Consider the following 21,637-nt stretch of genomic DNA (forward strand, 5'->3'; position numbering starts at 1 on the left):
AAAATCACCTAAGAATCTAGGAACTGCGCACAAACTAGCACTAACCTGCTCTTTTCTCGCGCGCGTCATTTAAAATAAAATCATAAAAATGAAGCGCTTTTCCGAGTGCTCTTGAGCCCTCAGTTGTGAGGTGTCCGCCATCATAATATAGGGGTGTGTTTGCTACCATAACATCGCAAACACCATCATGGCAAAGCTCATTCTTGAGTGAAAGCACACGATGATGCATGGCCAAGTCTGTTAGCAGACCTTCAATCTGTAATTCGCCTTTTGCAAGCTCATTTGTGTGTAAGAGACAATTTTCTTTGCCAGATAAGCCAAACCATTGGCTCTTTGCCAGACATCGACCAATATTGTGATCGCTATTTGGCATTGGTCCGATAATGACGACTTCTTTGCCGGCCTTTTTAAGCCATGCAATTGTATCTAAAATCTTAGGCTCGACCGTTTCAACCGAAGTTGTGATGTGTTGATTGTCATTGGACACAAAATATTCAGCTCTCACAATCTGAGCAAATTGCGAAGACATCACTACGGTATCAATGGCGGGATTATCGGCTATAAATTGAGATGCTTGATTGTTGAACGATTGGCATTGCTGCGTCCAGTTTGCTCCTTTTTGTCCATTGCCCCACGGATTAAAAGGCGTGGCATCGCGAATTGGCGGACAAGAATGCATTGTTAGCTGATACAAATTCACATCGGGTTCGGATGCAATCACACCATCAACAAGGTGCATCGCAAAAGAATCTCCCCAAACGGCGATTGTCTTACGATCTGCTGACCCTGCTTTTATACATTCACTCGGTAGAGGAGACATGTGGCAATTGGGCGATAAACCTTCGGTTTTTTGAAAAGCCTGCTCAATATTAGCTGCCAAACCATGCTTACGATCCGGCATACCGTGGTTTGAATATTCAATAGACCCAATCGCAATTATTGAGACGCACAATGCTGTCGAAACTTGAACTATTTTTGTGAAATTGAATGTCTTTCTATTTCTAAATGGCGCTTCGACATATTTGGTTGTCAGCCAAGCCAAAACCAAAGTCAGACCAATGACAAATATCATGTTTGTAAAAGAAAGTTCGAACAAGCTCATATGACGGGCGAAAGCAAATATTGGTTGGTGCCAAAGATAAGCACTATAGCTAATGAGCCCGATCCAAATCATTGGTTTTAAAGTCATTAAGCGTGTAGAAAGCGTTCCTGTATGGCCTGTACAGCAAATAATTAAAACGGTTCCAAGCACTGGAAATAATGAAAACAACCCAGGCATGAGCATGGTTTTGTCTAGGAAGATATAACTTCCCACCACCATTATAATACCTGTCCAACTGCCTATTTGTGTCAGGCGTGACGGCGATAGAATGCGACCACCCAATGCCAAAGCAATGGCAGCTCCTGCCCCCAATTCCCAAGCGCGGCTTGGCAATAAAAAGAAATTGGCGTCAAAAAAGCGTCGGCTTCCGATCACGCTAAACAAGAAGCTTCCCAGGGATAAAGCGAGGATAACGTAAAGCACGGTTTTACGTGGCAGTTTTCTCATAGCTAATAGGAGAAATGGGAAGAAGATGTAGAATTGCTCTTCAACTGCCAAACTCCACGTGTGCAACAATGGCTTTAAATCAGAACTGGACGCGAAATAATCTGTTTGGCTCCAGAAGAAAAAGTTGGAAGCAAATAAATTGACTGAGACAAGGCTTCCCGCAAATTCATATAAATCTAAAGGCAACAATAAAAAATAAGCAGCAGGAATACACGCCAAACACACCAAAAATAATGTTGGGAGAATACGGCGTGCTCGCCTCTCGTAAAATCCTAGAAACGTGAATTTTCCCAAGGACATTTCTGAATAGAGAATGTTGGTGATCAAATACCCACTAATGACAAAGAAGACATCCACACCCAAAAAACCACCTGACAGCGACTGTAAACCGGCATGGTAAAGTATGACTGGAACAACAGCTAAGGCACGAAGTCCATCAAGTTCTGGTCTGTATTGTAGTTTCGTCAAAATTGTCCCCTATCGAAACTTTTTCATTGGTAAAGGCAATAAGAGTGCCAACCCAAAACGGCTTTGTAATTTGGCACAATCACCTCTGCCGTAATCAGGATTCTATAACTTGTTCAATGCGGATATAAATCCCCAGAGACGGGAATATTTATAAAGAAGGAGGAAGTAAAAATAACTGTGCAGCAAACAGGCAGCCTTGTGCCCAAAAATACACAAAGCTGCCTGCACCGATGCAAGCTGAGGGTCTCATTTAGTAGAGGGGGCATTAACTAAATAGCCGCTCAGCCTCTGGGGGTGTCTTGCTCAGACATAAACACAACGCGCCCCTTACCTGATGGTTGCATGAATTGCCAACAAATTTTCACTTTCTTCTAAAATAGTGCGAACCTATAAAAAATGGAGCGCTTTTCACGGCGCTCCAAGTGCATGGTGAAACGATGTAAGTCACTATGGTGTAAGGTTTTTATATTCCTCTTTAACCTGTTTCATTTGGGCTTCGCCTTTCTCGATTAAGGTCTCACCCTTTTTGATTTTGGCTTCACCATTAGACAGGTTTTTCTTACCTTTTTTCTGTTTATCTTTCGCGTCTTGAAGTGCAGATTTTGTTTTCTTCACATCTTTATCGAGTGATTTAATACGCTCTGCTTCAGACTCGGCTTGTTCAGGGCTTGTCGCAGCACCCATGCCTAACACGGCTGCATCATATTGAGCTGTCGCATCATCAAAAGCTCGCTGGGCTTTACGCTCTTCAGCCTCGCCATCTTTGATTTGGGTGTTCCCTTTTTTGACGAGCTTATTCCCATCTTTAATGAGTTCCTCACCTGAATTGACTTTTTTCTCGCCAGCTTTCCACTCTTTCGCAACGTCGCTGACTTCGTCTCCAAAACTTTTTTGAGTTGTCATACAGCCTGTTGCGCCAAAAGCTGTCGCTGCAATAAGAGCGATCAACGCTGATCTCATATTTGGTGTAAACATGATTGTATTCCTCTTCTTTTTTATCTTTTCCATTTACATCATGTACCGCATCCCATTAAATCGGACAAACGAATATATTTGGCAGTTTGTATCGAAAAAAGCGATATATGATGGATGTAGTTCAAGCTCAGACTTTTCTCGCAATCGTGGAATGCGGTAATTTCATAGAAGCATCAAAACGCGTGAACGTCACTCAATCGACTGTCAGTGCGCGCATCAAATCCCTTGAAGAGCAATTGGGCAAAGCCCTCTTTTATCGATCTAAAGGTGGATGCACCCTCACCCCAGCCGGTCAGCAGTTTTATCGGTTTGCGAGGTCTATGGTGCGCGTTTGGGAAGAAGCTAAACACCATGTGGCTGTGCCTGAGGGTTATGACGACACAATTATCATTGGCGGGCAATATAGTTTGTGGAACCGGTTATTGGTGCAATGGGTGCCCCAGTTTCAAGCGCAAATGCCAAATGTTGCAATCAAGTGCGAGATTGGTATGCCTCAGCGGCTAATCCAGGAAATGAGCGAAGGCACAATGGATCTAGCTGTCGTCTATCGCCCAGAGCAACGCCCCGGCATGTATGTCGAGCAATTGCTTGAAGATGATCTCATTCTGGTGACCACTGATTTAGACACGCCGCTGCGCGATAATTATATCTATAATGATTGGGGCGAAGCCTTTCGCACAACCCATGCTGCCACTTTCCCCGATCTACATAATCCGGGACTGACAATTAATCTGGGTGCTATCGGGGTTAATCTGGTCATTCGCAATAAAGGCGCGAGTTATTTTCCCAAACGCATTGTGCAAACGCATTTAGATGAAGGCGTTTTATTTCAAATTCAGGGTGCACCGACTTTCTCATTTCCGGCCTATGTTGTTTATCAGGAAGCTTTTTCTTCCCCAGAAATTATGGACTGCGCCCTCTCCACGCTTCGCTTTATCGCGACACAAGCTGTTGAAGGCGAATTACCGCCCCCTTTCTGGCAAAATTTGTTGGGCTAAGGCGGGTTTTCCAAAGCATTGGAATTGGCGTCAATATTGCATCCTCAGATCTCAAGAAAATTTGCATACTTGATTGACGTGGGATGAGTAGATTTAGATATGAAATATAGACCGGAAATTGATGGGCTGCGCACCATAGCTGTTCTACCAGTTCTATTTTATCATTTCGGAATGACGACTTTTTCAGGTGGTTTTACCGGCGTCGATATTTTCTTTGTGATTTCCGGCTTTCTGATCACATCCATCATCACTGCAGAAATAGACAAGAAGACTTTCACATTCGCCAATTTTTATCGTAGGCGTGCCTTAAGAATTTTGCCGCCCCTCGCGCTTGTGGTTGTGGCAACATTCATCGCAGCATGGATGTTTATGCTGCCTGCCGAAGTGGAAGAATTAGGACGCACAACAATTGCGACATCTCTGTTTGGCAGCAATATCTATTTCTTTAAAGCATATAACTATTTCTCAGTATTGGCCGAATCTAACCCGCTTCTTCACACATGGTCATTGGCTGTTGAAGAACAATTTTATTTTGTGACGCCAATTATCTTATGGTTGATATGCTTTATAAAACCATTGGCAAAATACCGCGCCCATATCATCGCTTTAGGCGTGATTTTTTCCTTCGGGCTGAGCCAATGGCTACTCACAAAATCATCTGAAGCTGCTTTCTATCTCCTGCCCTCTCGCTTTTGGGAATTGGGTGTCGGATCTTTGATTGCTTTATATGGTTTTGATAAAAGCATGCCAGACAAATTGAAAAATTATGCTGGTATTCTGGGGGCAGGTATTCTGGCTTACTCCATCTTCATGCTTGATAAAGATGATGTATTTCCCGGGTTGAATGCAATTTATGCCGTCGCGGGTACCGCGCTCATCATTTTAGCCGGATTGCAATCGTGGACAGGTTTAATCCTAAGCCAAAAGCCTTTCGTCTTTATCGGTAAAATCTCATATTCTTTATATCTGTGGCATTGGCCTTTGCTGATTTTCTACAAGATCGTTTTTCTTAAAACCCATTTGAACCTAACAGATAGTCTACTTCTGACATGCCTATCTATTGTGATTGCATATCTATCTTGGAAATTTTGGGAACAGCCTTTCCGAAAACTGCGCGCTGTTTCGTCATTTCAAACACTCTCTGTGACGACAATCGGCCTCATCGCAACTGTGTGTATCTCTATATCTATTTTGAGCATTGAAGGTCGCTGGCGTAAATTTGATCCGGAGATTCATGCGCTCACTGAACTGACCATCAATTATTCCAGTACAGATGAAAATCGCTATCAATTCACCCCTCGGGGTAAAGATTGCTTTATCACGACTGCGACAGCGGCAGGAGGCAAAGGTTATAATGTTGACGCTTGCCTTTCAGCACAGAGCAATAAACAACCGCTTGTTTTTTGGGGAGATAGTCATAGTGCGCATTTGACAGGTCCGCTTCAAGACGCACTGACGGACTATGAAGTGCTGCCGCTGCAAGCATCGGGTTGCCTTCCCTTATGGCCACTAAAGGGTGAAGCAAGATGTACGGATTTATTCAAGAAAGCGCTCACAGATTATATTCCAGAATTGGAAAAACCTGTTGTGGTTGTCTCTGCACGCTGGACAAGATGGGGCGCTACGCCAGACACTTCATATGAAACAAAACTACACAATCTTATCGAAAAACTGAATGAAGCAGGTGCTAGCAAGGTGATCATTTTGGGGCCAACGTTGGAATATACCACCAACCTACCCCTTTTGATGGCTCGTTCTAAATTGGTGGGCAAAACCAATATGACTGCTTTCATCAATCAGGATATTTATGCATTCGATGAAATGATGAGCGCATTGAATAAAACAGATTCTCACGCGGCATCTTATATATCACTTGTAGATGCATTGTGTGAGCGCAACAATTGCGACAGCGATAAACCTCTTCTATTTGATGACAATCACCTCACACTAGAATCTGCTCACAAAGTGGCCCAGACTGTGAGCGAACAGATGCAGAATATACGCACGTCTGAAATGACAGTGCCTAGGAATAAGTCTTGATGTTTCAAGTTTTAGTTTTTCGTAGAAATGGCATATAAAAACAATTGTTTAAAAGCTATTTGCACACTTTATATGCCGGTTTGTTTCTTCGGCATTTTTCTGAACAATAAACCACATCATTCCAGACTGTCTCCCATTTTTTGCGCCAACTAAACGCACGCTTGCAAACAGGACAAATCTTTGTTGGGAGATCCGATTTTTTCACGATACCCCCTATTTGCGTGGCACTATTTCCTGCACCTCGACTTTTGAACCATCTTCTCGGGTCAGGCTGTAAGATTGTGCCGGAGCGTTAAATCCATAGCCTTTGAGCGCGGCTTTCCAGACAGCGTAATCCTGGGTGCTGTTTCCAGCATAATAAAAACCTTGCGGACAGTTTTCGATCAGGAAATTCGCTTTGTTCTGCGAGGTCAGGTTTATTGCGTCTTTGACGCTAGCGCTCTCAGGACCTTCTGTGCCTTTTATGCGATCAAACTTGCCAATATAAGTGGCCAATTCTGCGGCCATTTCATCGACCATGATCTGATCAGAGCCAGACACCAGCCACACCTGCCCGCCTTTTTTCTTGTGATCCTGCATCAAACGAATAGCTTTTGGTTCAGTCGGTAATTTGCGCGGGTCAAAATAATCCCCTACCTGTCGCACAAGCCAACGTTTGGCGTGTGGCCTATTGGTGAGCATTTTATAGCCCGCAACCGGCAATAAATATGGCTTGTATTTCGCGCACAATTTAAACAGCTCGGCTGTGGTGTCTGTATAGATGAGCGTGCCATCCAAATCCATTGCAAGCACTGGCAAATCAGGGTCTGGCGCTGTGCCCAGAAGGAGTTCGTCAGTTGGTGTCGGGTTGGTCATGAAAACTGCTTATTATTGTTCGTCTGCGAGTACCAGTCTTAAATTGCCCCCTCCCTCAATAATCTAATTGGACCATCGTTGAGATACACCTAATTGGAGACATGTAACTTATCGCCGATAACAAACCGGATGCCTGAGTGAAAGTTATCATCAATTTGTTGCGCACAAGTATCAAAATCGTCTGCACAGACTTTTCCTGTAAATTCTAGCCAGTAAAAGCTTTTCAATTCTTCACTCGTTGGTAGCCAAATAGTATTTTCAAACTGCATCTTAACGACCGGACAGGCATTCTGATCCAGCCGTACTAAGGAATAGTTTTGACCAAGCCTTTTTAGTGTCTCTTTCCAAAAATCTGGATTTACATTTGAATTGAGATGCAATGCCCGAAGTTCTTGGGCATCACGAAAAGGACAATTGCTGATATCTGTTGATATTTGAGCAATTACGGTTTCCTGTATTATCCGAGCGTTCCAATGAAACCCAATAAATGGTGAGTTCTTTAGGTGCAAAGTGCGCCCATCTCCCTGAGCAAAGGGTAAAATGTATTCAGCACAAGCCGATACACAAACTTCACCTATTTCTATGTTCAGTTCATTTTCTGCAACCAAGCCGATTAGTTCCGCTGCGCTGCTGGGAAGTCCCCCAGAAGACGATATTAGAACAGTCTCCACATCCTCTGGCATTTCTTCAAGTAGACCAACCATCGCTGAATCTATTTTGCCAAATAGTTTTAGCACTCTTTGGTTATCTTCAGCTAAGCTCAAACCACTTGAAGCAATGGCGAGTAATGCTAAATAAATGAACCGGAATGAACAATACATCCCTATTCTGGTTTACCTCTGGTTTTAAACCAATTTTTGCAAAATCCAATAAAAGCGGCGTCGGGTTTGCGCGGGACGAGGTCGATGGCGCTTTCAGGGTCTGCGCCTATCAATGCAGATTGGGCGCGTTTGCCAATCCATGTGCGCCATTCATCCTCGATGAAATAAATATCCCAGCCCGGCGCTTCTTTTTTAGCGGCATCATAGCCATCAGCTGAGATCTGCATACGGCGTAGTTGGCTGGCAATCTGGCGGCCTAATTCCTGACCACTGCCCTCTTCACCTGAGTTTTGGAGATCATTTTTCTTGGCGCGACCCGTCGCTATTTTGTTGGAAGCAGAATGGCTATCGAGGAAATCCTGACGCGATGTGGCGTGGAGAATGTCGTTTTCGATATAGACATCATAATCTGGCAGATGGTTATCATTGACCACTTCATGCAGTTTGCGGCGAAACTCGCGGCGTGTGGCTTGTGATCCTGATTTACGGTGAAGCTTATCCACCCCAATCGACCACCCATCCTGTTGGCCGCAATGCTTTCTGATAATCTCGTAAACGCGGCGTTCAATCGGCCGGCGCAAACGCCAATAATCACGGTGGAGTGTCAACACTTCGTCGGCGCGAATAGCTTCCATTGTCCAATCTGAAATCGTGACTTCCAGACGTTCAGGCCGCAAACCACCCTTTGGTGTGCGACGTGTCTTCATTTTTACGCGTTCAAACAGACCAAACCATTCATCATGTTCAAATCCACCCGTTTTCACATTTGTGCGGTAACGTGTGCCTTCTAGCCGCTCAATGGAATCCACCAATGCCTCATAATCCCTGCCCCCTGTCGGGCGGTTTGTGTAAGACAAGAAGTGATATGGATCTATCACAATGGTTTTAGGTGTTTTGCCTGATCTCTGCTTTTCGCGCATGATGTGGGAAATAGCATATATGAGCAGGTCTTTGTCATAGATTGTCGGCAAGCCTTTGATACTGGGCCGAAATTCTATCCAGCGACCATCATGTTCAAAACGACGTGGATTCCGGTCTGGCTTTTTAGTCAGCGAATAAAATGGATATTCCAAACTCGCCATATCGCTTTTTAAAACAATATCGACCAGCTCACACACGAACAAATCTCCCATGGGATAGCGCTCAGGCAATAAGGGAGAATGTTTTGGGTTTGGATCTAACATTTCGTCAAACAAGGGTCCGGGATCTTGCGGCGACAGCACTTCACCAGAAACTGAGCCAGAGTCCGCCTCATCATTAAGGCCCTCTTCTTCTACCGTTTTGTGCGTCGCTGTGGATTTCACCATGGGTAAGTGCAAACCTTATCCTACAAATTTTCAGTCAGAATCATCAAAAAGCGTGTGTCTTGTGTCGGGAATTAGACACGTTCATTGGCTGCATGTCCAATGATTTATCCTTAACAAACGCCGTATGTGGGCCAAATCCCCTGTAAATACGGGCAATTCTTGAAAATCAGTGATGTAGGATATGTTTGTTTTCATAGAATCATCACTATCCACATGATTCTCGGGAATCAGACACGTTTTCTTGTGGGATAAGTTTTTTTGTTGGGGAACAGACACGCTTCACCCGCCTCCAACCACAGAGAAAGGCCGTCAAAAAGACTCAAAAAATGTAATTCTGGCGAACAGACACGCTTAAACTGGCGATTAGACACGGTATTTTGAAAAAATGGGGATTAGACACGGTCTTAAAGCCTGCAAAACCCAGTTTTTGGCGATTAGACACGGTCTAGGAAATTAACGATTTCAACGCCCGTAAATGATATTCAGAAATTGGCGAACGGACACGTTTTTGTGGGGTTTAGACACATATAATTGGCGAACAGACACAGCGTGTCCAATAGCCTGCTGTAAAAACAAGAACTTACAGCCGATTTTAGACCCTTAACACTATATCTAACACATAATTAAACACTTAAAGGATTTTAGCAGCATCTCACAAACTTAAAATTTGCTCGAAAATTAAGACTTTTCGTCAATAATTTGGAAAAAGACAAACCACGACCATCCAAACGTGGCTGTTTCCCTCTCGCAATCCAAAAAACAATCTAAACTTCCAATACACACATCAAACTTCAAATGACCCAATTAAACACTCACCTTTCACGATATTTTGTGTTGGACCTAAGTTAAATTGCATCTAAGGAAAGTTTGGTTTTAACGGCGCTGTGAGCCTGCGTGAGAGCCGTTTTCGTTTCAACTGCCTCCTACGCATAAACATCCTGAAATAGCTCTCCAGCACCTCGAAAAAACGATTTTTCCCTAAAGGATATTTGAATGCTTAAGCCAAGCAAACATGCCTTTGCGAAAACGTGTGTCATTCCCAAATAAATTAATATTATCAGTGTTTAAACGAGATGTGTCTGTTCGCCAGAATGGGGATTAGACACGCTTTGTCTTTAAACAAAACAACAGAATATGAAATCAAATTTTTCAACAGGGTTCAAGAATATCCAAAGCTATGGAGAGTAGTTTTGGCGAATAGACACACTCCCTCCTCCAATCTCTTGACTGGAAGATTGAGCGTTCAATTTTCATTTGGTTTAGAAGTTTTGCCTATCTGACAAAGCGTGTGCGACCTTCGGCATGAAGACGCGCATTAATAGCTCCAAAAACATAAGTTGTGACATCAACATGGTTTTCAAGCGCAACAAGCTTGAGGAAATGGCGTGATGTTTCGCTGATGCGGAAATTAAGCTGAACCTGCTTGCCCTTTCCTTTTATATTCAGGCGCGCATTGTCATGCTCGTCGATAAAGCCTTTGATCCGGCGCTGATATTCACCAAAAGGTGTCGCTTTTTCTTGGCCCAATTCTTGTGCAATACCATCTCTAGCCTCTTTAAGGCTTTGATATTCGCGTTGTTCAGGATGTTTGACATCAAAAGCTGCTTTTAAATCAGCTGGCGACACACTTGGTCCCATGCTTGTATTTTCATCAATTTCTGGCGCAGGTCTTTGCGTCGCTTGATATCCGGTTAGCGGTGTTTGGTTGTCTTGTTCACCTGCTGAAGCAGATTGAGCAGCTGCATTGGCCCCTACTCGCGATGCATTTGTGGGCGCAGTATTCCCAGCTTCTTTGCCGCGAATATTTGGTTCTAAGCCTTTGAGAAAACTCATGCTGCATTCCCCCGCATAGCTCTTGTTTGTTCTAAACGTTGGCTCACCCATGCCCAGAGATCGCGGATCTCTTTGGCCGCTTGCGTACGGGAATGTTCTAGCAATGGTGAAGAGCCAGCGGCAGCAGCTTCCATGAACTGAACGCGGTCATGGATAATGACTGGAGCCACTGGGTATGAGCATTTTACTTCGACAAACTGACGCGCATCATCAGCGAGTTCTTTCATTTCTTTTGGCACGCGATTGATAACCACAGCGCCAGGTGTGTTCACTGTTGCAGCAATCGCGATTGTCGCTTCAATGGCTTCAAGATCATAGGCTTGCGGCTGTGTTGGGATCAAAACAAGGTCGACTTCATTGACGATCAGAAAACTTTCTTGACCAATATTTGGCGGCATATCGTAAATAATGAGGTCCCTACCCTCATTTTTTGCAGCTCTTAGCAGCTGTGGAAGCCGATTTAATGTCGCTGCAATGGTCGCTGGTTCGCCATCTAAGCCCTGTTGTGTGCGCTTATCGAATTGATTCAGGCTCGTCATTTGCGGGTCTAAGTCGAAAATGGCGACTTTTCTTCCCGACTCATGAGCCGCAAATGCAAGATTCTGTGCCAACATTGTCTTGCCTGCACCGCCCTTTTGGCTCGCTATTGCTATCAATTGCATGCGCATTTCCTTAAACCCTCAACAATTTTCCTAAGAAGTACAATGGATAGGTTTCTATTTTGCTAACTTGCCAGCTTTCTAGAATGCTAGCAGTATCGCGCTCTAGCTATATAGATGTCTGGATATCTAACATGCGAGCATGGCATACATATAGAGATACATAAGTATATTGGTATAGCTGTATATACGCATATACATATAGGCTTCTACATAGACACACATATATAGTGATAGTTTCCTGATTTTATGGGGATGCTTAACTTGGCCTTAAGCTCGTCGCTCTAATTATGGGCTTCATATTCGCAAATGAGGGCAGCCTCTAACTGCGTAGAGTACGAAGAGAGCCGGTGAGATGGGCATTTTCCCAAGTAAAACGCACAACCGAAAAGCTGAACTTGCCCAACAAGAGGGGCAAGATGCACCTGAACATGGGCTACCTGGGCAGGTGATCCGGATCACAATCATTATGCTTGTGCTTACGTGTATGTTGCTTTCTGGCTATGGAAACATTGTGACATGGACGGCCGGGGTAGAGGGGGTTGATTACTGGATCGCTTTTGGAACCGGTATCATCTCTGAAATTATCGGAGCAGTATTGCTCGTGGTGATTATCTGGTGTTTCGCGCGTCCAAGCATTCCGCGTCTTTTAATGGCGCTTTTATTCTTTCCTGTCTGGTCAATGGCGACATTTCAAAATGCTAGCGCGAGCTGGTCTTATTATGTTGACGCGTCTAACGCAGAAGAGCAGGCGAGTGCGCAACGCCGAGCACTAGAACAAAAGAGCGCGCTGAAAACCCAATCTGCTTTGGCCGCTGAGCGCATCGAAGAGATCAAAGAAGAACTTTCCTTTATCGGCATGACGCGCACGCCGGATGAAATTAAAGCCCAGCGCGACCGTTTGCCGGAAAATTATGTGACGAAGAGGGCGCAATTGTCTTCAGAACTGAATAAAGCAGAACGTCGTATTTTTCTGGACAATGAATTGATTGAACAAAGAGATATTCTGGCCAAAGCGACGGGAGCAGGGGCCAATATAGAAGTATCAACCTCTATTGTTGGCTCTAAAGGGGCAACGCCATTGCCTATTTCTGCGGATGGAGACCTAAAAGGCGCACAGTTTGATAGTGTCTGGGGTTTCCTACAATTTGTGCAATCAAACCGTTTAGGTAGTCTCGTGTTGGTCATGGAGATTATGAAATCTTTCGGCTTATTGCTTGTAAATGTTGTGTTTGTGCGAGAAGCGCAGAGCAGGGCCATGCAAAATGCGCAACCTCAAGCCAATATATATGCGCCAGCTCCTGCACCTGTTGCGGCCAATGATGGACGCTACGCCAATGCGGGTCAGGCAAATGCGCCAATTGCACCTGTGGCTCAAGGTTTGGGACCAAAGCGGGCAAAAGTGGTGCAAATGTCTGCGCCGCAAAAACAAAATGCATCCGTAAAGCGTGCACCGGCATCATCAAAACAGGCTCCTAAGCCTACGCCTGAGCCATCTGCATTTAGTTTTGAATTTGCCGGTGAAGATGGCGTGCAATTGCCATCTCAAAACTATGAAGAGCCAGAAATTGACACAGCCGAAGAGGGCGATTCAGACGAACCTCACGCAATCGGTATTGCAAGCAAATTTGTATAATGCTGCTTTGTAACAACACAGCATTTTCACTTTGATTCTGGCTTCTTTTTAAAAGTTGCGCTTAATAAAACTGTGTCATGCGGTTTTTATGGCATTTGAGCAGTATAGCTACAAAGGCCATCGCGATGATCAATTATCTATTCAGCACAAAAGGGCGCATCGACCGGACCGGTTGGTGGGTGAGGATGTTTTTCATCTTACCGCTTTTATTCGTGACACTTTTTACTGTTATTTTGGTGTTAGCCCGTATTGCCACTGATCCTGGAAACGACCGACTTACAACTCTTAGCCCATTGTTGATGATAATGTGTGTATTGCTTTTTGTGCGGGCCTATATCGCCACTTCAGTGCGCCGCCACCATGATATGGGAAGATCAGGATGGAATATGCTCTGGGTTTTGGTGCCGGGGATTGGGGCTATTATTGATATTCTTGTCAGTGGTTTTATGCCGGGGCAGGCTGGGCCCAATAAATATGGACCATCACCAAAACAGGCATTTTCGCCTGAAAAATCAGTTCCTTCATATGAAAAAACTCAAACCAAGACGCTAAAACCGGATGGCAATTGGACAATGCCAACAACACCTGTAAAAACGCCATCTCACATGCAGGCTCCAGCAAAAGTTAAGCGCCAAGTGCATGACCGTTATGATCGCTCTAATAAGGTGCAAACACCTTTGGTGACACGCCATGTTGGTTTTTTTTGGCGATTGCTAGGAAAGAAATAGATAAAGTTCTGGCCAGCTTTGTCGGGCAAAAAGATCAGTTGAGATATTTATGAGCATTGTTGGAGGCGAATTAAAGAACGCCAAAAAGCGTTTGAAAGTGCAGCATTTAATGACGCTTGCAGAGTCGGCACGTCCCAATTTATCTCACTCTGATAAGGCGAAAGCAGGGGAGGCAAATTTTACGCTGGGCCAATGTTTCCTTGAGCAAGGTAAAGTAGCTCAAGCATTGGCATATTTTCAAACCGCGATTGATAAATGTCCTGAAAGTGCAAAATATCTAAGCCAGTTATCCAAAGCACATCTCATGCTGCGCAATGATGAGGAGGCGCTTACATTTGCGCTTCAAGCGTTGGTGTTTCTTCAGGGTGAAACGGATGCAAATACGCACAACACTTTAGGCTATGTTTTAACGCGTTTTGGGCATCACAAGTTTGCGCTTGGATTGTTTGAAAAAGCGGTGAAACTAAATCCAAACTCGATAGAGTTTCGAGACAATCTTGCCAGAAGCCACACATATTTTGGAGACAAACGCAGCACCGCTTTGCAATATGAAGCGCTACTGAAACTAGATTCGCTCTATGGAAAAGCGCATTTGGGATTGGCTGAAATCACAAAATGCACAGCAGAAAATAATCATATTGATCGATTGGAAAACGCGCTTGAAAAGGCTAGCCGTAAAATTGAAATTATGCGGATTCAATATGCTTTATCCAAAGAAAACGAGGACTTAGGACAGTCTGAAGAAAGCTTCAAACACTTACATTCGGCCAATACGCAATTTATGTCGAATGTGAAATTTGATGTGAAGCATGATGAGGAGTTGATAGGGGCTTTTCTAGATGTCTATAAAAAATCATCAACAAAAAATATCTCAAAAATAGATGATAAAGTGTTGTTTATAGGCGGTATTCCGCGCACGGGGACGACGCTTGTTGACCGGATTTTATCGGCGCATTCAAGTGTTGAATCGGCCGGAGAACTCCAATCCATGCCATTGGCGGTGAAGCAGGCATCGGGCACAAACTCTAAAATTGTGTTGGATATTGAGACCATAACCAAGGCTGGAAAAGCGGATATAAATGCAGTTGGGCGCGCTTATATGACAAATGCACGCCTGCATGTTGGCGCAAAAGATAGTGCTGTTTTTACCGATAAATTACCGCTCAATTTTATGTATGCTGGCTTCATTTTAAAGGCATTGCCAAATGCCAAAATGGTGTGTTTGCGGCGTCATCCTATGGATGCAATATGGAGTAATTACAAACACTTATTTGGAGGTGGCGCGCGATATCACACTTATTCCTACGATCTGATAAGCACAGCGCGCTTTTATCTGGCCTATCTAAAAATGACGGATTTTTGGGCACAGGAATTCCCCGAACAATTTATGATTTTAAACTATGAAGACCTCATTGCGGACCAAAGATCAGAGTCTGCAAATCTGCTCGAACATTGTGGATTAGATTGGGAAGAGGGGTGTTTGGATTTTCATTCTTCCAGCAAAGCTGTCGCCACCCCAAGTGCAAATCAAGTGCGCGAGCCGCTCTATACTGGGTCCATTGGAAAATGGAAACGTTATGCAAAAGAGCTAGAAGGTGTAAGGCTGTTTTTGATCGAAAATGGGGTGAAGGTTTAAAGTCAATCAGCCTACATTTATGCGGATAAACATAACAGCTTTCTTGCTAACAAACTCTCGCCATCATCTGCGATTGTAATTAAAACCTAAGTCATGTCTTTTCGACTGATATCGTTTTGTGGCTGGGGTAATGGTATGAAATTTATATTTACATTCGCGGTTTTGAGTGTGGTGACGGCTATATTAGTCTCTCCAGTTTATGCTGCATCTCCAGCTCAATGTGAGAAATTGGCGGGTATGCCAGCTGATCCGGAAAGTGATTTTTCTGGTATTTTATTTAATAAAATCAATGCACCAACAGCTATTTCTGTTTGTCGTGAAGCGCTAAAAACAAACCCGGATCAAGCAAATATCCAGTTTTGGCTAGGCCGAAGCCTCGCTAAAGCAGGACAGGATGAAGAAGCTATTGTGTGGCTAATGAAAGCGTCAAATGCAGGTTATGTTGCTGCCCATCTGAATCTTGGTTTTTCATATGCAAATGGTTTGGGTGTCCCAAAAAATATGGAAACAGCTTTTGCATTGTATGAAAAATCTTCAATTATTCCCAGTGCTAAGGTCACGCTGGGGCAAATGCATCAATATGGAATTGGCACACAAAAAAACTTGGCAATAGCTGTCAAATGGTATGAAAAAGCGGCTGCTCAGTCTTACGGACATGCCAGCTATATCCTTTCTGGTTTGTATGAGCACGGCATCCATTATCCTCAGAACAATTTGAAACAACTCGTTTATTTGAAGCGTGCGGCAGAGCAGGGGTATGCTATTGCGCAAACCAAAATCGGAACAGTTTACTTTGAAGGTAAGAGATTGCCTCTAGATAAAAAGTTCGGTTGTGACTGGTTTGAAAAAGCGGCCGCACAGCAAGATGCCCGAGGCGAATTTAATTATGGTAATTGTTTTGTTTTGGGGGAAGGGCGAGACATGGATATCCAAAAAGGCATTGAATATCTTTCCCGTTCAGCAAAACAAGGCAATGAACAGGCCGTTGAATATCTGGGTATGATTATGGCTATGGGGCCATTGTAAACAAACGCAAATTTATAAAGTCTTGCTGACAATTTGCTGCACCAATGACGAAACATTCTACATAATTTGCAGAGTTTCTAGGCGTTTTGTGCTGGCTTTGTGTAGGCTTTCTGTCAGCTCGCTGGGTATTTTATGTTGTGCCTCTGCTAAAATAGTGTCGATCGCATTTGGTAGGCGTTTGCTGAGATCATCAATGAGGTCTGATATTGCAGATTTTGGCAAACCGGCCAAATCAGCCGTTTCCTGAAAATGCCGGCGTGTGATTTCATCCATGCGATAATGGTTTGAACGACCAACAGATAGAGCCAGTTTAAATTGGTTTTGTGAAATCTGGCCTTTGTCGACAATGTGCTGCGCGGTTAGCACATCATAGATAGGCGCAAGTATAAATCCGGGGGCGGGGTGGTTTGATTGAGCGGGGATAGATTTAGGGATATGTCGAATTGAAAAATTCTTTGCATGACCATCTGTTGCCCCCAAAAGATAGAAAACAAGTTGTGCCCGCATAAGCGTTAAACGATCTTCAAGCGGATTATTGCTCTCTTTTAAATGCTCAAACATATCCAGTAAATTGGGGCCGGCATCGCGTTGGTATTTTCGCGAAGAGGGAAGGTTGAGCGCCTGACAGAAATCTTCTTGCGGCAGACGTAGCAAGCGCTTGTCTTTTGTGAAGAGGCGATCAAAGCGTTCCACAATCAATACTTTTTGATCTTCAAATATGGCGATGTCAGCTTGCGTTGTTTTTAATCCCAGATGCGCGCAAAGTTTGAGACAAACCCATTCATTTTCAACGCTATCGCGCATATCAATACCGTTTGAAAGCATGCCGATTGCGGGCTTGAAAATATGTGTTGTCGCGCTTGTGCCAATTGGCTTGCGCCAAATGCCTGAACCATTCGCGGATTGGTAATATTGCAGTGCCGTTTTATCTTGGGCACCTGCTATAGAGATACGAAAATCATTTTTGTATTCGTCTGTTAGTCCAAGAGGGGTCTGGCGTAACTGGCGCAACATTTTGGCAAGATCTTCTTCGCTTAATGCCTCTCCACCAGCGATTAAACCTGCATGTCCTGGCTCTATGTCTGTTGGTAATAATTGCAAAGCGCCGACACAATCCATGCCGATGGCGGCAAGGAGGGAGAAGGGGTCTGTGCCATCAGCTTTAAATCGCGCAGCTAGACTTTCTCGCACCTGCTCTACATCAGGTAATAAGTTTTCAAACACATTGCGCACGCGCTCATCAGCGTATTTTTGCGTCTGTAATGGCATGCTGGTTGAGATGGGTGTGGCACCATGCCAATTTAGCCAATTTGCATCATAGACAAAACTCAGACCGCCATCAGTTGCGCGTGTCAGTTGACCAACACATCTAGCATTTAGCCAAACTTTTAAGGTTTGCGAACGCGATATTTTCAATTTGCCAGATGCGCTCGCTGTTAAATGTAATTTACGGTGAGAATGGTTTTCAGCCATTAATAAATGTCCTCAAAATTGGCTGTGTCGTCTGGTGTTGAATTTGGTTTGGGCATGATATGTAAATCCATATCTAGCGCCATAAGCACATCAAATAATGTGGAGAGGCGAGTGGCCGGTTCGCCGCTTTCTAGTTTAGAAATCGTGGCTTGGCGCACATTCACGCGTGCTGCTAATTCAGTTTGAGTTAAACCTTTTTCAAGCCTGATTTTGCGAATGGCATCGCCGACATTGCGCGGGCTACGGATAATATCTGTCATGTCTGTCTGCTTTATCTGACTAAGAAAGCAATATACGCCATTGCGTATGAAGACAATATATACGGTTTCGCGTATAAGTCAATTAAATACGCATATGCGTATAACTTGCATGGGTGATTGCAGCATGATTATCCGAAAAAGCGGGATAATGTTTAAGGTCTGACATTCCACTCTAAAATAGTCAGATCATCATGAGCGCTAGCTTCTATTATTCCAAAAGCGCCGGTTTTTAATTTTAGCGCGTGTTCACCCGTATTGCCAATTGCTTGAAGCGCAAAACGCGCCACACCATTGGAAGTGACCACAAGAACGGGGCCGGTTTTATCTGTTTCAGCTGCTGTTTTTGCAAACAGGTCTTTCCACGCTTGGATCAATTGGGCCGGTGAGACTTGCCAGCCATCTGGCGCGATTGCGTCACTTTCCCAAAGGTTTAATGCATCTTGGCCGATACGGGCGATGACATCGTCTTCGGGTTGGTTTTCATCTGGGCCATAGTCAATTTCGCGAAGGAAATCGACCAGAGTGAGAGCAGGGGGATTTGATTGGGCGGCTAGAATTGTTTTGGCTGTTTGCTGGGTACGCAAAAGCGGGCTGCAATAAGCAGCATCAAATTGTGTAACACGCTCTGCCAATAAAGATGCGAGCGCATCTGCTTGAGCTTGACCGGAATTAGAAAGCGGAAGATCAGTGCGTGCGCCAACGCGTGTGACGACATCTCCCTTATCAAATGTGTTGCCATGGCGAATGATATAGATTTGGCGGCTCATATTATTGGTCTTTATTCTGCGCATTCATTGGGTCGCCTTGTTCAGCGATTAGCTTTTCGGCAAAAGCTGCATCTTCTGGCGTGTCGACGCCCCACATAGCGGCATCTGTCGTGGTGACAGGAACAGTCATAATGCGCATACCATTTTCAAGAAAGCGCAATTGTTCAAGGCCTTCAAGGCGCTCGTAATGGCCTTCGGAAAGTTGTGTAAAGCGCTGTAAAGCTTCACGTTTATAGCCGTAAAGCCCAATGTGACGCCACACAGGAGACATTGCGCTTTTGCTGCGCATGTCTGCTTCTTTGCGATTGGCGGGCATTTCGGTTTTAGAAAACCACATCGCTTCGCCATCGGCGCGGCGCACACAGCTTGTGCCGGAAAAGGGTTGTGATTTCTTCTGAACGCGCATGATATCCAATGCGTCCCAGCTCATGTTTAAAACGGGAGTGACGACATCACAGTCGGATGTTTTTCCTGCTTCAATAATGGCTTGAACATGAGAAGGCGGCGTGAAAGGGGCATCACCTTGAAGATTGATGATGAAATCTGCCTCGGGCGCAAAAATCTGGGCCGCTGCGAGTGCGCGATCTGACCCTGAAGCCAGATCAGGATCAGTCATAACGACAGGTGCGCCAATCTCTTTTGCGTGGGCTTCAATATCTGCATTATCTGTGGCGACGACATAAGAGACATTGGCATTTTGGGCGCAAACTTTTGCAGCTATATCCACCACGCGCGCCAGCATGGAATGGCCCGCAATGACATGCAGAGGTTTGCCCGGAAACCGTTTGGAAGCGTATCGAGACGGAATAACGATCAAGGTTTGCATGGGTGAACTCGCTGGCACAGATAAAGCAAAATCAGATTGAAAATGGGTAGGACGGTTCTGATCTTATGTGAATAGGGGAGTGCCGTCATTTTAGCTTTTTAAATCCGTGCAGGGGCAATTCAATCGGACTAGCCTCTGGCTAGGATGAATTAAATGGGTATTATGGCTGACCCAGTATCTATCGAGTGAGGATTTTGTGACAGCACGTATTAGCGCCACAGGGCTTTGGACGCCGCCAAACAGCATTTCAAATGAAGAGCTTGTTGAGTCATACAATTCATATGTTGAGCGTTTTAATACGCAAAATGCCAGCGCGATTGAAGCTGGGGAGGTGGACGCATTAGCGCCGTCATCGTCTGCTTTTATTGAAAAAGCTTCCGGCATAAAAGCGCGATATGTTTTATCTAAAGAACCTATTTTGGATAATGACATCATGGCTCCGCGTATTGCTGAGCGTCCAAATGATGAAATTTCCGTGCTGGCAGAAATGGCTGTGAAAGCTGGGAAACAAGCCCTTGAGCGCGCCGGTCGCAAGCCAGAAGATGTCGATGCTGTGATTGTAGCGTGTTCAAATCTTCAACGTGCTTATCCAGCGATTGCAATCGAGGTGCAAAAATATCTAGGTACGTCTGGGTTTGCCTTTGATATGAATGTGGCGTGTTCATCGGCCACTTTTGGGATTGAAACAGCGCGTGGTTTGATATTGGGCGGGCAGGCTAAATCTGTTTTGGTGTGTAGTCCTGAAATCTGTACAAGCCACATGAATTTTAAAGACCGTGATAGCCATTTTATTTTCGGGGATGTGGCGACGGCCGTTTTGGTTGAATCTGAAGAGAAGAACCATGATGGTAGCTGGGAAATTATCGGATCGAAACTTATCACAGAATTTTCCAACAATATCCGCAATAATTTTGGTTTTCTCAACCATGCAGCGCCAGAGGGCGTTGGCAAACCTGACAAATTCTTCGTCCAAAATGGTCGCTCTGTGTTTAAAGAAGTTGTGCCCATGGTGGCGCAAATGATCACTGATGAGCTGGCGGTCAATAATATCGCACCGGACCAAATCAAGCGCATGTGGCTTCACCAAGCCAACATCAATATGAATAATTTCATTACCCAGAAAGTGCTCGGCAAAGACGCTGATTCAAGCATGGCTCCCGTTGTGTTGGATGAGTACGCAAACACATCATCAGCGGGATCTATCATTGCCTTTGATAAGTATAATGATGATTTCACTGCGGGTGATATTGGATTGATTTGTTCATTTGGCGCGGGATATAGCGCGGGTCTCATTATTGTTCGGAAGACATAAGAGATATCGTCCCCATATTGGAGCGAATAGGGGACTTGAACTAGATGTAGCTTAGGAGTCGTCTGATGGGGTGTTTAGGGACGCGCTCCAATCAGCGTAAGATTCTGTTATTTCTTGTAAATGTGCTTGTTCAAGCGGTTTGATAATGTATTTTTTGACGCAATCAAAAGACATAGAACGTTGTTTGTCTTTTTCCTGATCTGAAGACGTCAACATGATCACTACGGAAGATTTATAACCTTTCTGGGAAAAGGCATCTAGGAATTCATGTCCATTCATGGCTGGCATATTGATGTCTAGAAAAATCAGGTCAGGTTGTGTTTCTAGAGTCGCCAATAATTCCAGCGCTTCTTTTCCATCATAAACTTGAAGAACTTCAATCGTTGGATCGAAAAATTCTATCGCATATTTGGTCAAATGCTGAGATGCTTTGCTATCATCAATAATTAAAACTGTTTTTAATTTCAT

General features: G+C 44.4%; 20 protein-coding genes. 7 read left to right on the forward strand and 13 right to left on the reverse strand.

From position 1 onward, the window contains the following. Window positions 1–40: 40 nt before the first annotated feature. Together AC5EF3_RS14255 and AC5EF3_RS14260 are read right to left on the reverse strand one after the other, a co-directional pair. Window positions 41–2,017 (reverse strand): acyltransferase family protein, encoded by a 1,977-nt coding sequence (locus tag AC5EF3_RS14255; protein ID WP_493548528.1) that lies wholly within the window; start codon window positions 2,015–2,017, stop codon window positions 41–43. 447 nt (window positions 2,018–2,464) lie between these two features. Beyond that, the gene (locus AC5EF3_RS14260) at window positions 2,465–2,992 is read right to left on the reverse strand and encodes a hypothetical protein (protein WP_493548529.1); all 528 of its coding nucleotides are present in this window, start codon (window positions 2,990–2,992) and stop codon (window positions 2,465–2,467) included. A 107-nt stretch (window positions 2,993–3,099) separates the two neighbouring features. Here AC5EF3_RS14260 and AC5EF3_RS14265 point away from each other — a divergent pair, with 107 nt between their 5' ends. Together AC5EF3_RS14265 and AC5EF3_RS14270 are read left to right on the forward strand one after the other, a co-directional pair. Further along, on the forward strand, window positions 3,100–3,990 hold the full coding sequence (locus tag AC5EF3_RS14265) for a LysR family transcriptional regulator (RefSeq protein WP_493548530.1): 891 nt from the start codon (window positions 3,100–3,102) through the stop codon (window positions 3,988–3,990). Window positions 3,991–4,089: 99 nt separating this feature from the next. After that, the gene (locus AC5EF3_RS14270) at window positions 4,090–6,030 is read left to right on the forward strand and encodes an acyltransferase family protein (protein WP_493548531.1); all 1,941 of its coding nucleotides are present in this window, start codon (window positions 4,090–4,092) and stop codon (window positions 6,028–6,030) included. A 55-nt stretch (window positions 6,031–6,085) separates the two neighbouring features. Here the strand turns inward: AC5EF3_RS14270 and AC5EF3_RS14275 are convergent, their stop codons facing one another. The 6 genes from AC5EF3_RS14275 to AC5EF3_RS14300 all read right to left on the reverse strand — a co-directional run bounded on the left by AC5EF3_RS14275 (window position 6,086) and on the right by AC5EF3_RS14300 (window position 11,508). After that, entirely contained in the window at window positions 6,086–6,235 is a 150-nt protein-coding gene (locus AC5EF3_RS14275) for a DUF2256 domain-containing protein (protein WP_493548532.1), read from the reverse strand. An 8-nt stretch (window positions 6,236–6,243) separates the two neighbouring features. Next, entirely contained in the window at window positions 6,244–6,885 is a 642-nt protein-coding gene (locus AC5EF3_RS14280) for a haloacid dehalogenase-like hydrolase (RefSeq protein ID WP_493548533.1), read from the reverse strand. A gap of 89 nt (window positions 6,886–6,974) precedes the next feature. Beyond that, window positions 6,975–7,622: a hypothetical protein gene (locus tag AC5EF3_RS14285; protein WP_493548534.1), complete on the reverse strand. Its 648-nt coding sequence runs from the start codon at window positions 7,620–7,622 to the stop codon at window positions 6,975–6,977. Between the two features lie 86 nt (window positions 7,623–7,708). Beyond that, window positions 7,709–9,013 (reverse strand): replication initiator protein A, encoded by a 1,305-nt coding sequence (locus AC5EF3_RS14290; protein WP_493548535.1) that lies wholly within the window; start codon window positions 9,011–9,013, stop codon window positions 7,709–7,711. Between the two features lie 1,272 nt (window positions 9,014–10,285). Further along, complete coding sequence (locus tag AC5EF3_RS14295; RefSeq protein ID WP_493548536.1) at window positions 10,286–10,846, reverse strand: hypothetical protein; 561 nt, start codon at window positions 10,844–10,846, stop codon at window positions 10,286–10,288. Further along, entirely contained in the window at window positions 10,843–11,508 is a 666-nt protein-coding gene (locus AC5EF3_RS14300; protein WP_149037554.1) for a nucleotide-binding protein, read from the reverse strand. Before AC5EF3_RS14300 ends, AC5EF3_RS14295 begins: the two co-directional genes overlap by 4 nt. 352 nt (window positions 11,509–11,860) lie before the next feature. Here AC5EF3_RS14300 and AC5EF3_RS14305 point away from each other — a divergent pair, with 352 nt between their 5' ends. From AC5EF3_RS14305 to AC5EF3_RS14320, 4 genes are all read left to right on the forward strand, one after another. Beyond that, window positions 11,861–13,141, forward strand: coding sequence for a hypothetical protein (locus AC5EF3_RS14305; RefSeq protein WP_493548537.1), 1,281 nt, complete (start codon window positions 11,861–11,863; stop codon window positions 13,139–13,141). A gap of 125 nt (window positions 13,142–13,266) precedes the next feature. Continuing rightward, a complete protein-coding gene (locus tag AC5EF3_RS14310; protein WP_493548538.1) occupies window positions 13,267–13,869 on the forward strand; it encodes a DUF805 domain-containing protein in 603 nt (200 codons plus the stop codon). A gap of 49 nt (window positions 13,870–13,918) precedes the next feature. Continuing rightward, a complete protein-coding gene (locus tag AC5EF3_RS14315; RefSeq protein ID WP_493548539.1) occupies window positions 13,919–15,505 on the forward strand; it encodes a tetratricopeptide repeat-containing sulfotransferase family protein in 1,587 nt (528 codons plus the stop codon). Between the two features lie 135 nt (window positions 15,506–15,640). Then, window positions 15,641–16,531: a tetratricopeptide repeat protein gene (locus AC5EF3_RS14320; RefSeq protein ID WP_493548540.1), complete on the forward strand. Its 891-nt coding sequence runs from the start codon at window positions 15,641–15,643 to the stop codon at window positions 16,529–16,531. Window positions 16,532–16,588: 57 nt separating this feature from the next. Here the strand turns inward: AC5EF3_RS14320 and AC5EF3_RS14325 are convergent, their stop codons facing one another. The 4 genes from AC5EF3_RS14325 to AC5EF3_RS14340 all read right to left on the reverse strand — a co-directional run bounded on the left by AC5EF3_RS14325 (window position 16,589) and on the right by AC5EF3_RS14340 (window position 19,857). Then, entirely contained in the window at window positions 16,589–18,004 is a 1,416-nt protein-coding gene (locus tag AC5EF3_RS14325) for a type II toxin-antitoxin system HipA family toxin (protein WP_493548541.1), read from the reverse strand. Continuing rightward, on the reverse strand, window positions 18,004–18,264 hold the full coding sequence (locus tag AC5EF3_RS14330) for a helix-turn-helix domain-containing protein (protein WP_012778235.1): 261 nt from the start codon (window positions 18,262–18,264) through the stop codon (window positions 18,004–18,006). The genes AC5EF3_RS14325 and AC5EF3_RS14330 overlap by 1 nt, the downstream gene beginning before the upstream one ends. Before the next feature lie 152 nt (window positions 18,265–18,416). Further along, window positions 18,417–19,031, reverse strand: coding sequence for a histidine phosphatase family protein (locus AC5EF3_RS14335; protein WP_493548542.1), 615 nt, complete (start codon window positions 19,029–19,031; stop codon window positions 18,417–18,419). Between the two features lies 1 nt (window position 19,032). Further along, the gene (locus tag AC5EF3_RS14340; RefSeq protein ID WP_493548543.1) at window positions 19,033–19,857 is read right to left on the reverse strand and encodes a 3-deoxy-manno-octulosonate cytidylyltransferase family protein; all 825 of its coding nucleotides are present in this window, start codon (window positions 19,855–19,857) and stop codon (window positions 19,033–19,035) included. 196 nt (window positions 19,858–20,053) lie between these two features. Here AC5EF3_RS14340 and AC5EF3_RS14345 point away from each other — a divergent pair, with 196 nt between their 5' ends. Then, the gene (locus tag AC5EF3_RS14345; protein ID WP_493548544.1) at window positions 20,054–21,169 is read left to right on the forward strand and encodes a beta-ketoacyl-ACP synthase III; all 1,116 of its coding nucleotides are present in this window, start codon (window positions 20,054–20,056) and stop codon (window positions 21,167–21,169) included. Window positions 21,170–21,220: 51 nt separating this feature from the next. Here AC5EF3_RS14345 and AC5EF3_RS14350 read toward each other — a convergent pair whose 3' ends face one another. Next, window positions 21,221–21,637 carry a response regulator gene (locus AC5EF3_RS14350; protein WP_493548545.1) on the reverse strand — a complete coding sequence of 139 codons (417 nt, stop codon included), beginning with the start codon at window positions 21,635–21,637 and terminating at the stop codon, window positions 21,221–21,223.

Source organism: Hirschia sp., from assembly GCF_058892565.1.

Excerpts from the sequence above, each read along its gene's own strand:
- AC5EF3_RS14280 (WP_493548533.1), bottom strand. The coding sequence starts at position 6,885 with ATGACCAACCCGACACCAACTGACGAACTCCTTCTGGGCACAGCGCCA.
- AC5EF3_RS14290 (WP_493548535.1), bottom strand. The coding sequence starts at position 9,013 with ATGGTGAAATCCACAGCGACGCACAAAACGGTAGAAGAAGAGGGCCTT.
- AC5EF3_RS14260 (WP_493548529.1), bottom strand. The coding sequence starts at position 2,992 with ATGTTTACACCAAATATGAGATCAGCGTTGATCGCTCTTATTGCAGCG.
- AC5EF3_RS14305 (WP_493548537.1), top strand. The coding sequence starts at position 11,861 with ATGGGCATTTTCCCAAGTAAAACGCACAACCGAAAAGCTGAACTTGCC.
- AC5EF3_RS14300 (WP_149037554.1), bottom strand. The coding sequence starts at position 11,508 with ATGCAATTGATAGCAATAGCGAGCCAAAAGGGCGGTGCAGGCAAGACA.
- AC5EF3_RS14335 (WP_493548542.1), bottom strand. The coding sequence starts at position 19,031 with ATGAGCCGCCAAATCTATATCATTCGCCATGGCAACACATTTGATAAG.
- AC5EF3_RS14340 (WP_493548543.1), bottom strand. The coding sequence starts at position 19,857 with ATGCAAACCTTGATCGTTATTCCGTCTCGATACGCTTCCAAACGGTTT.
- AC5EF3_RS14270 (WP_493548531.1), top strand. The coding sequence starts at position 4,090 with ATGAAATATAGACCGGAAATTGATGGGCTGCGCACCATAGCTGTTCTA.
- AC5EF3_RS14310 (WP_493548538.1), top strand. The coding sequence starts at position 13,267 with ATGATCAATTATCTATTCAGCACAAAAGGGCGCATCGACCGGACCGGT.
- AC5EF3_RS14330 (WP_012778235.1), bottom strand. The coding sequence starts at position 18,264 with ATGACAGATATTATCCGTAGCCCGCGCAATGTCGGCGATGCCATTCGC.
- AC5EF3_RS14315 (WP_493548539.1), top strand. The coding sequence starts at position 13,919 with ATGAGCATTGTTGGAGGCGAATTAAAGAACGCCAAAAAGCGTTTGAAA.
- AC5EF3_RS14295 (WP_493548536.1), bottom strand. The coding sequence starts at position 10,846 with ATGAGTTTTCTCAAAGGCTTAGAACCAAATATTCGCGGCAAAGAAGCT.
- AC5EF3_RS14350 (WP_493548545.1), bottom strand. The coding sequence starts at position 21,637 with ATGAAATTAAAAACAGTTTTAATTATTGATGATAGCAAAGCATCTCAG.
- AC5EF3_RS14325 (WP_493548541.1), bottom strand. The coding sequence starts at position 18,004 with ATGGCTGAAAACCATTCTCACCGTAAATTACATTTAACAGCGAGCGCA.
- AC5EF3_RS14265 (WP_493548530.1), top strand. The coding sequence starts at position 3,100 with ATGATGGATGTAGTTCAAGCTCAGACTTTTCTCGCAATCGTGGAATGC.
- AC5EF3_RS14320 (WP_493548540.1), top strand. The coding sequence starts at position 15,641 with ATGAAATTTATATTTACATTCGCGGTTTTGAGTGTGGTGACGGCTATA.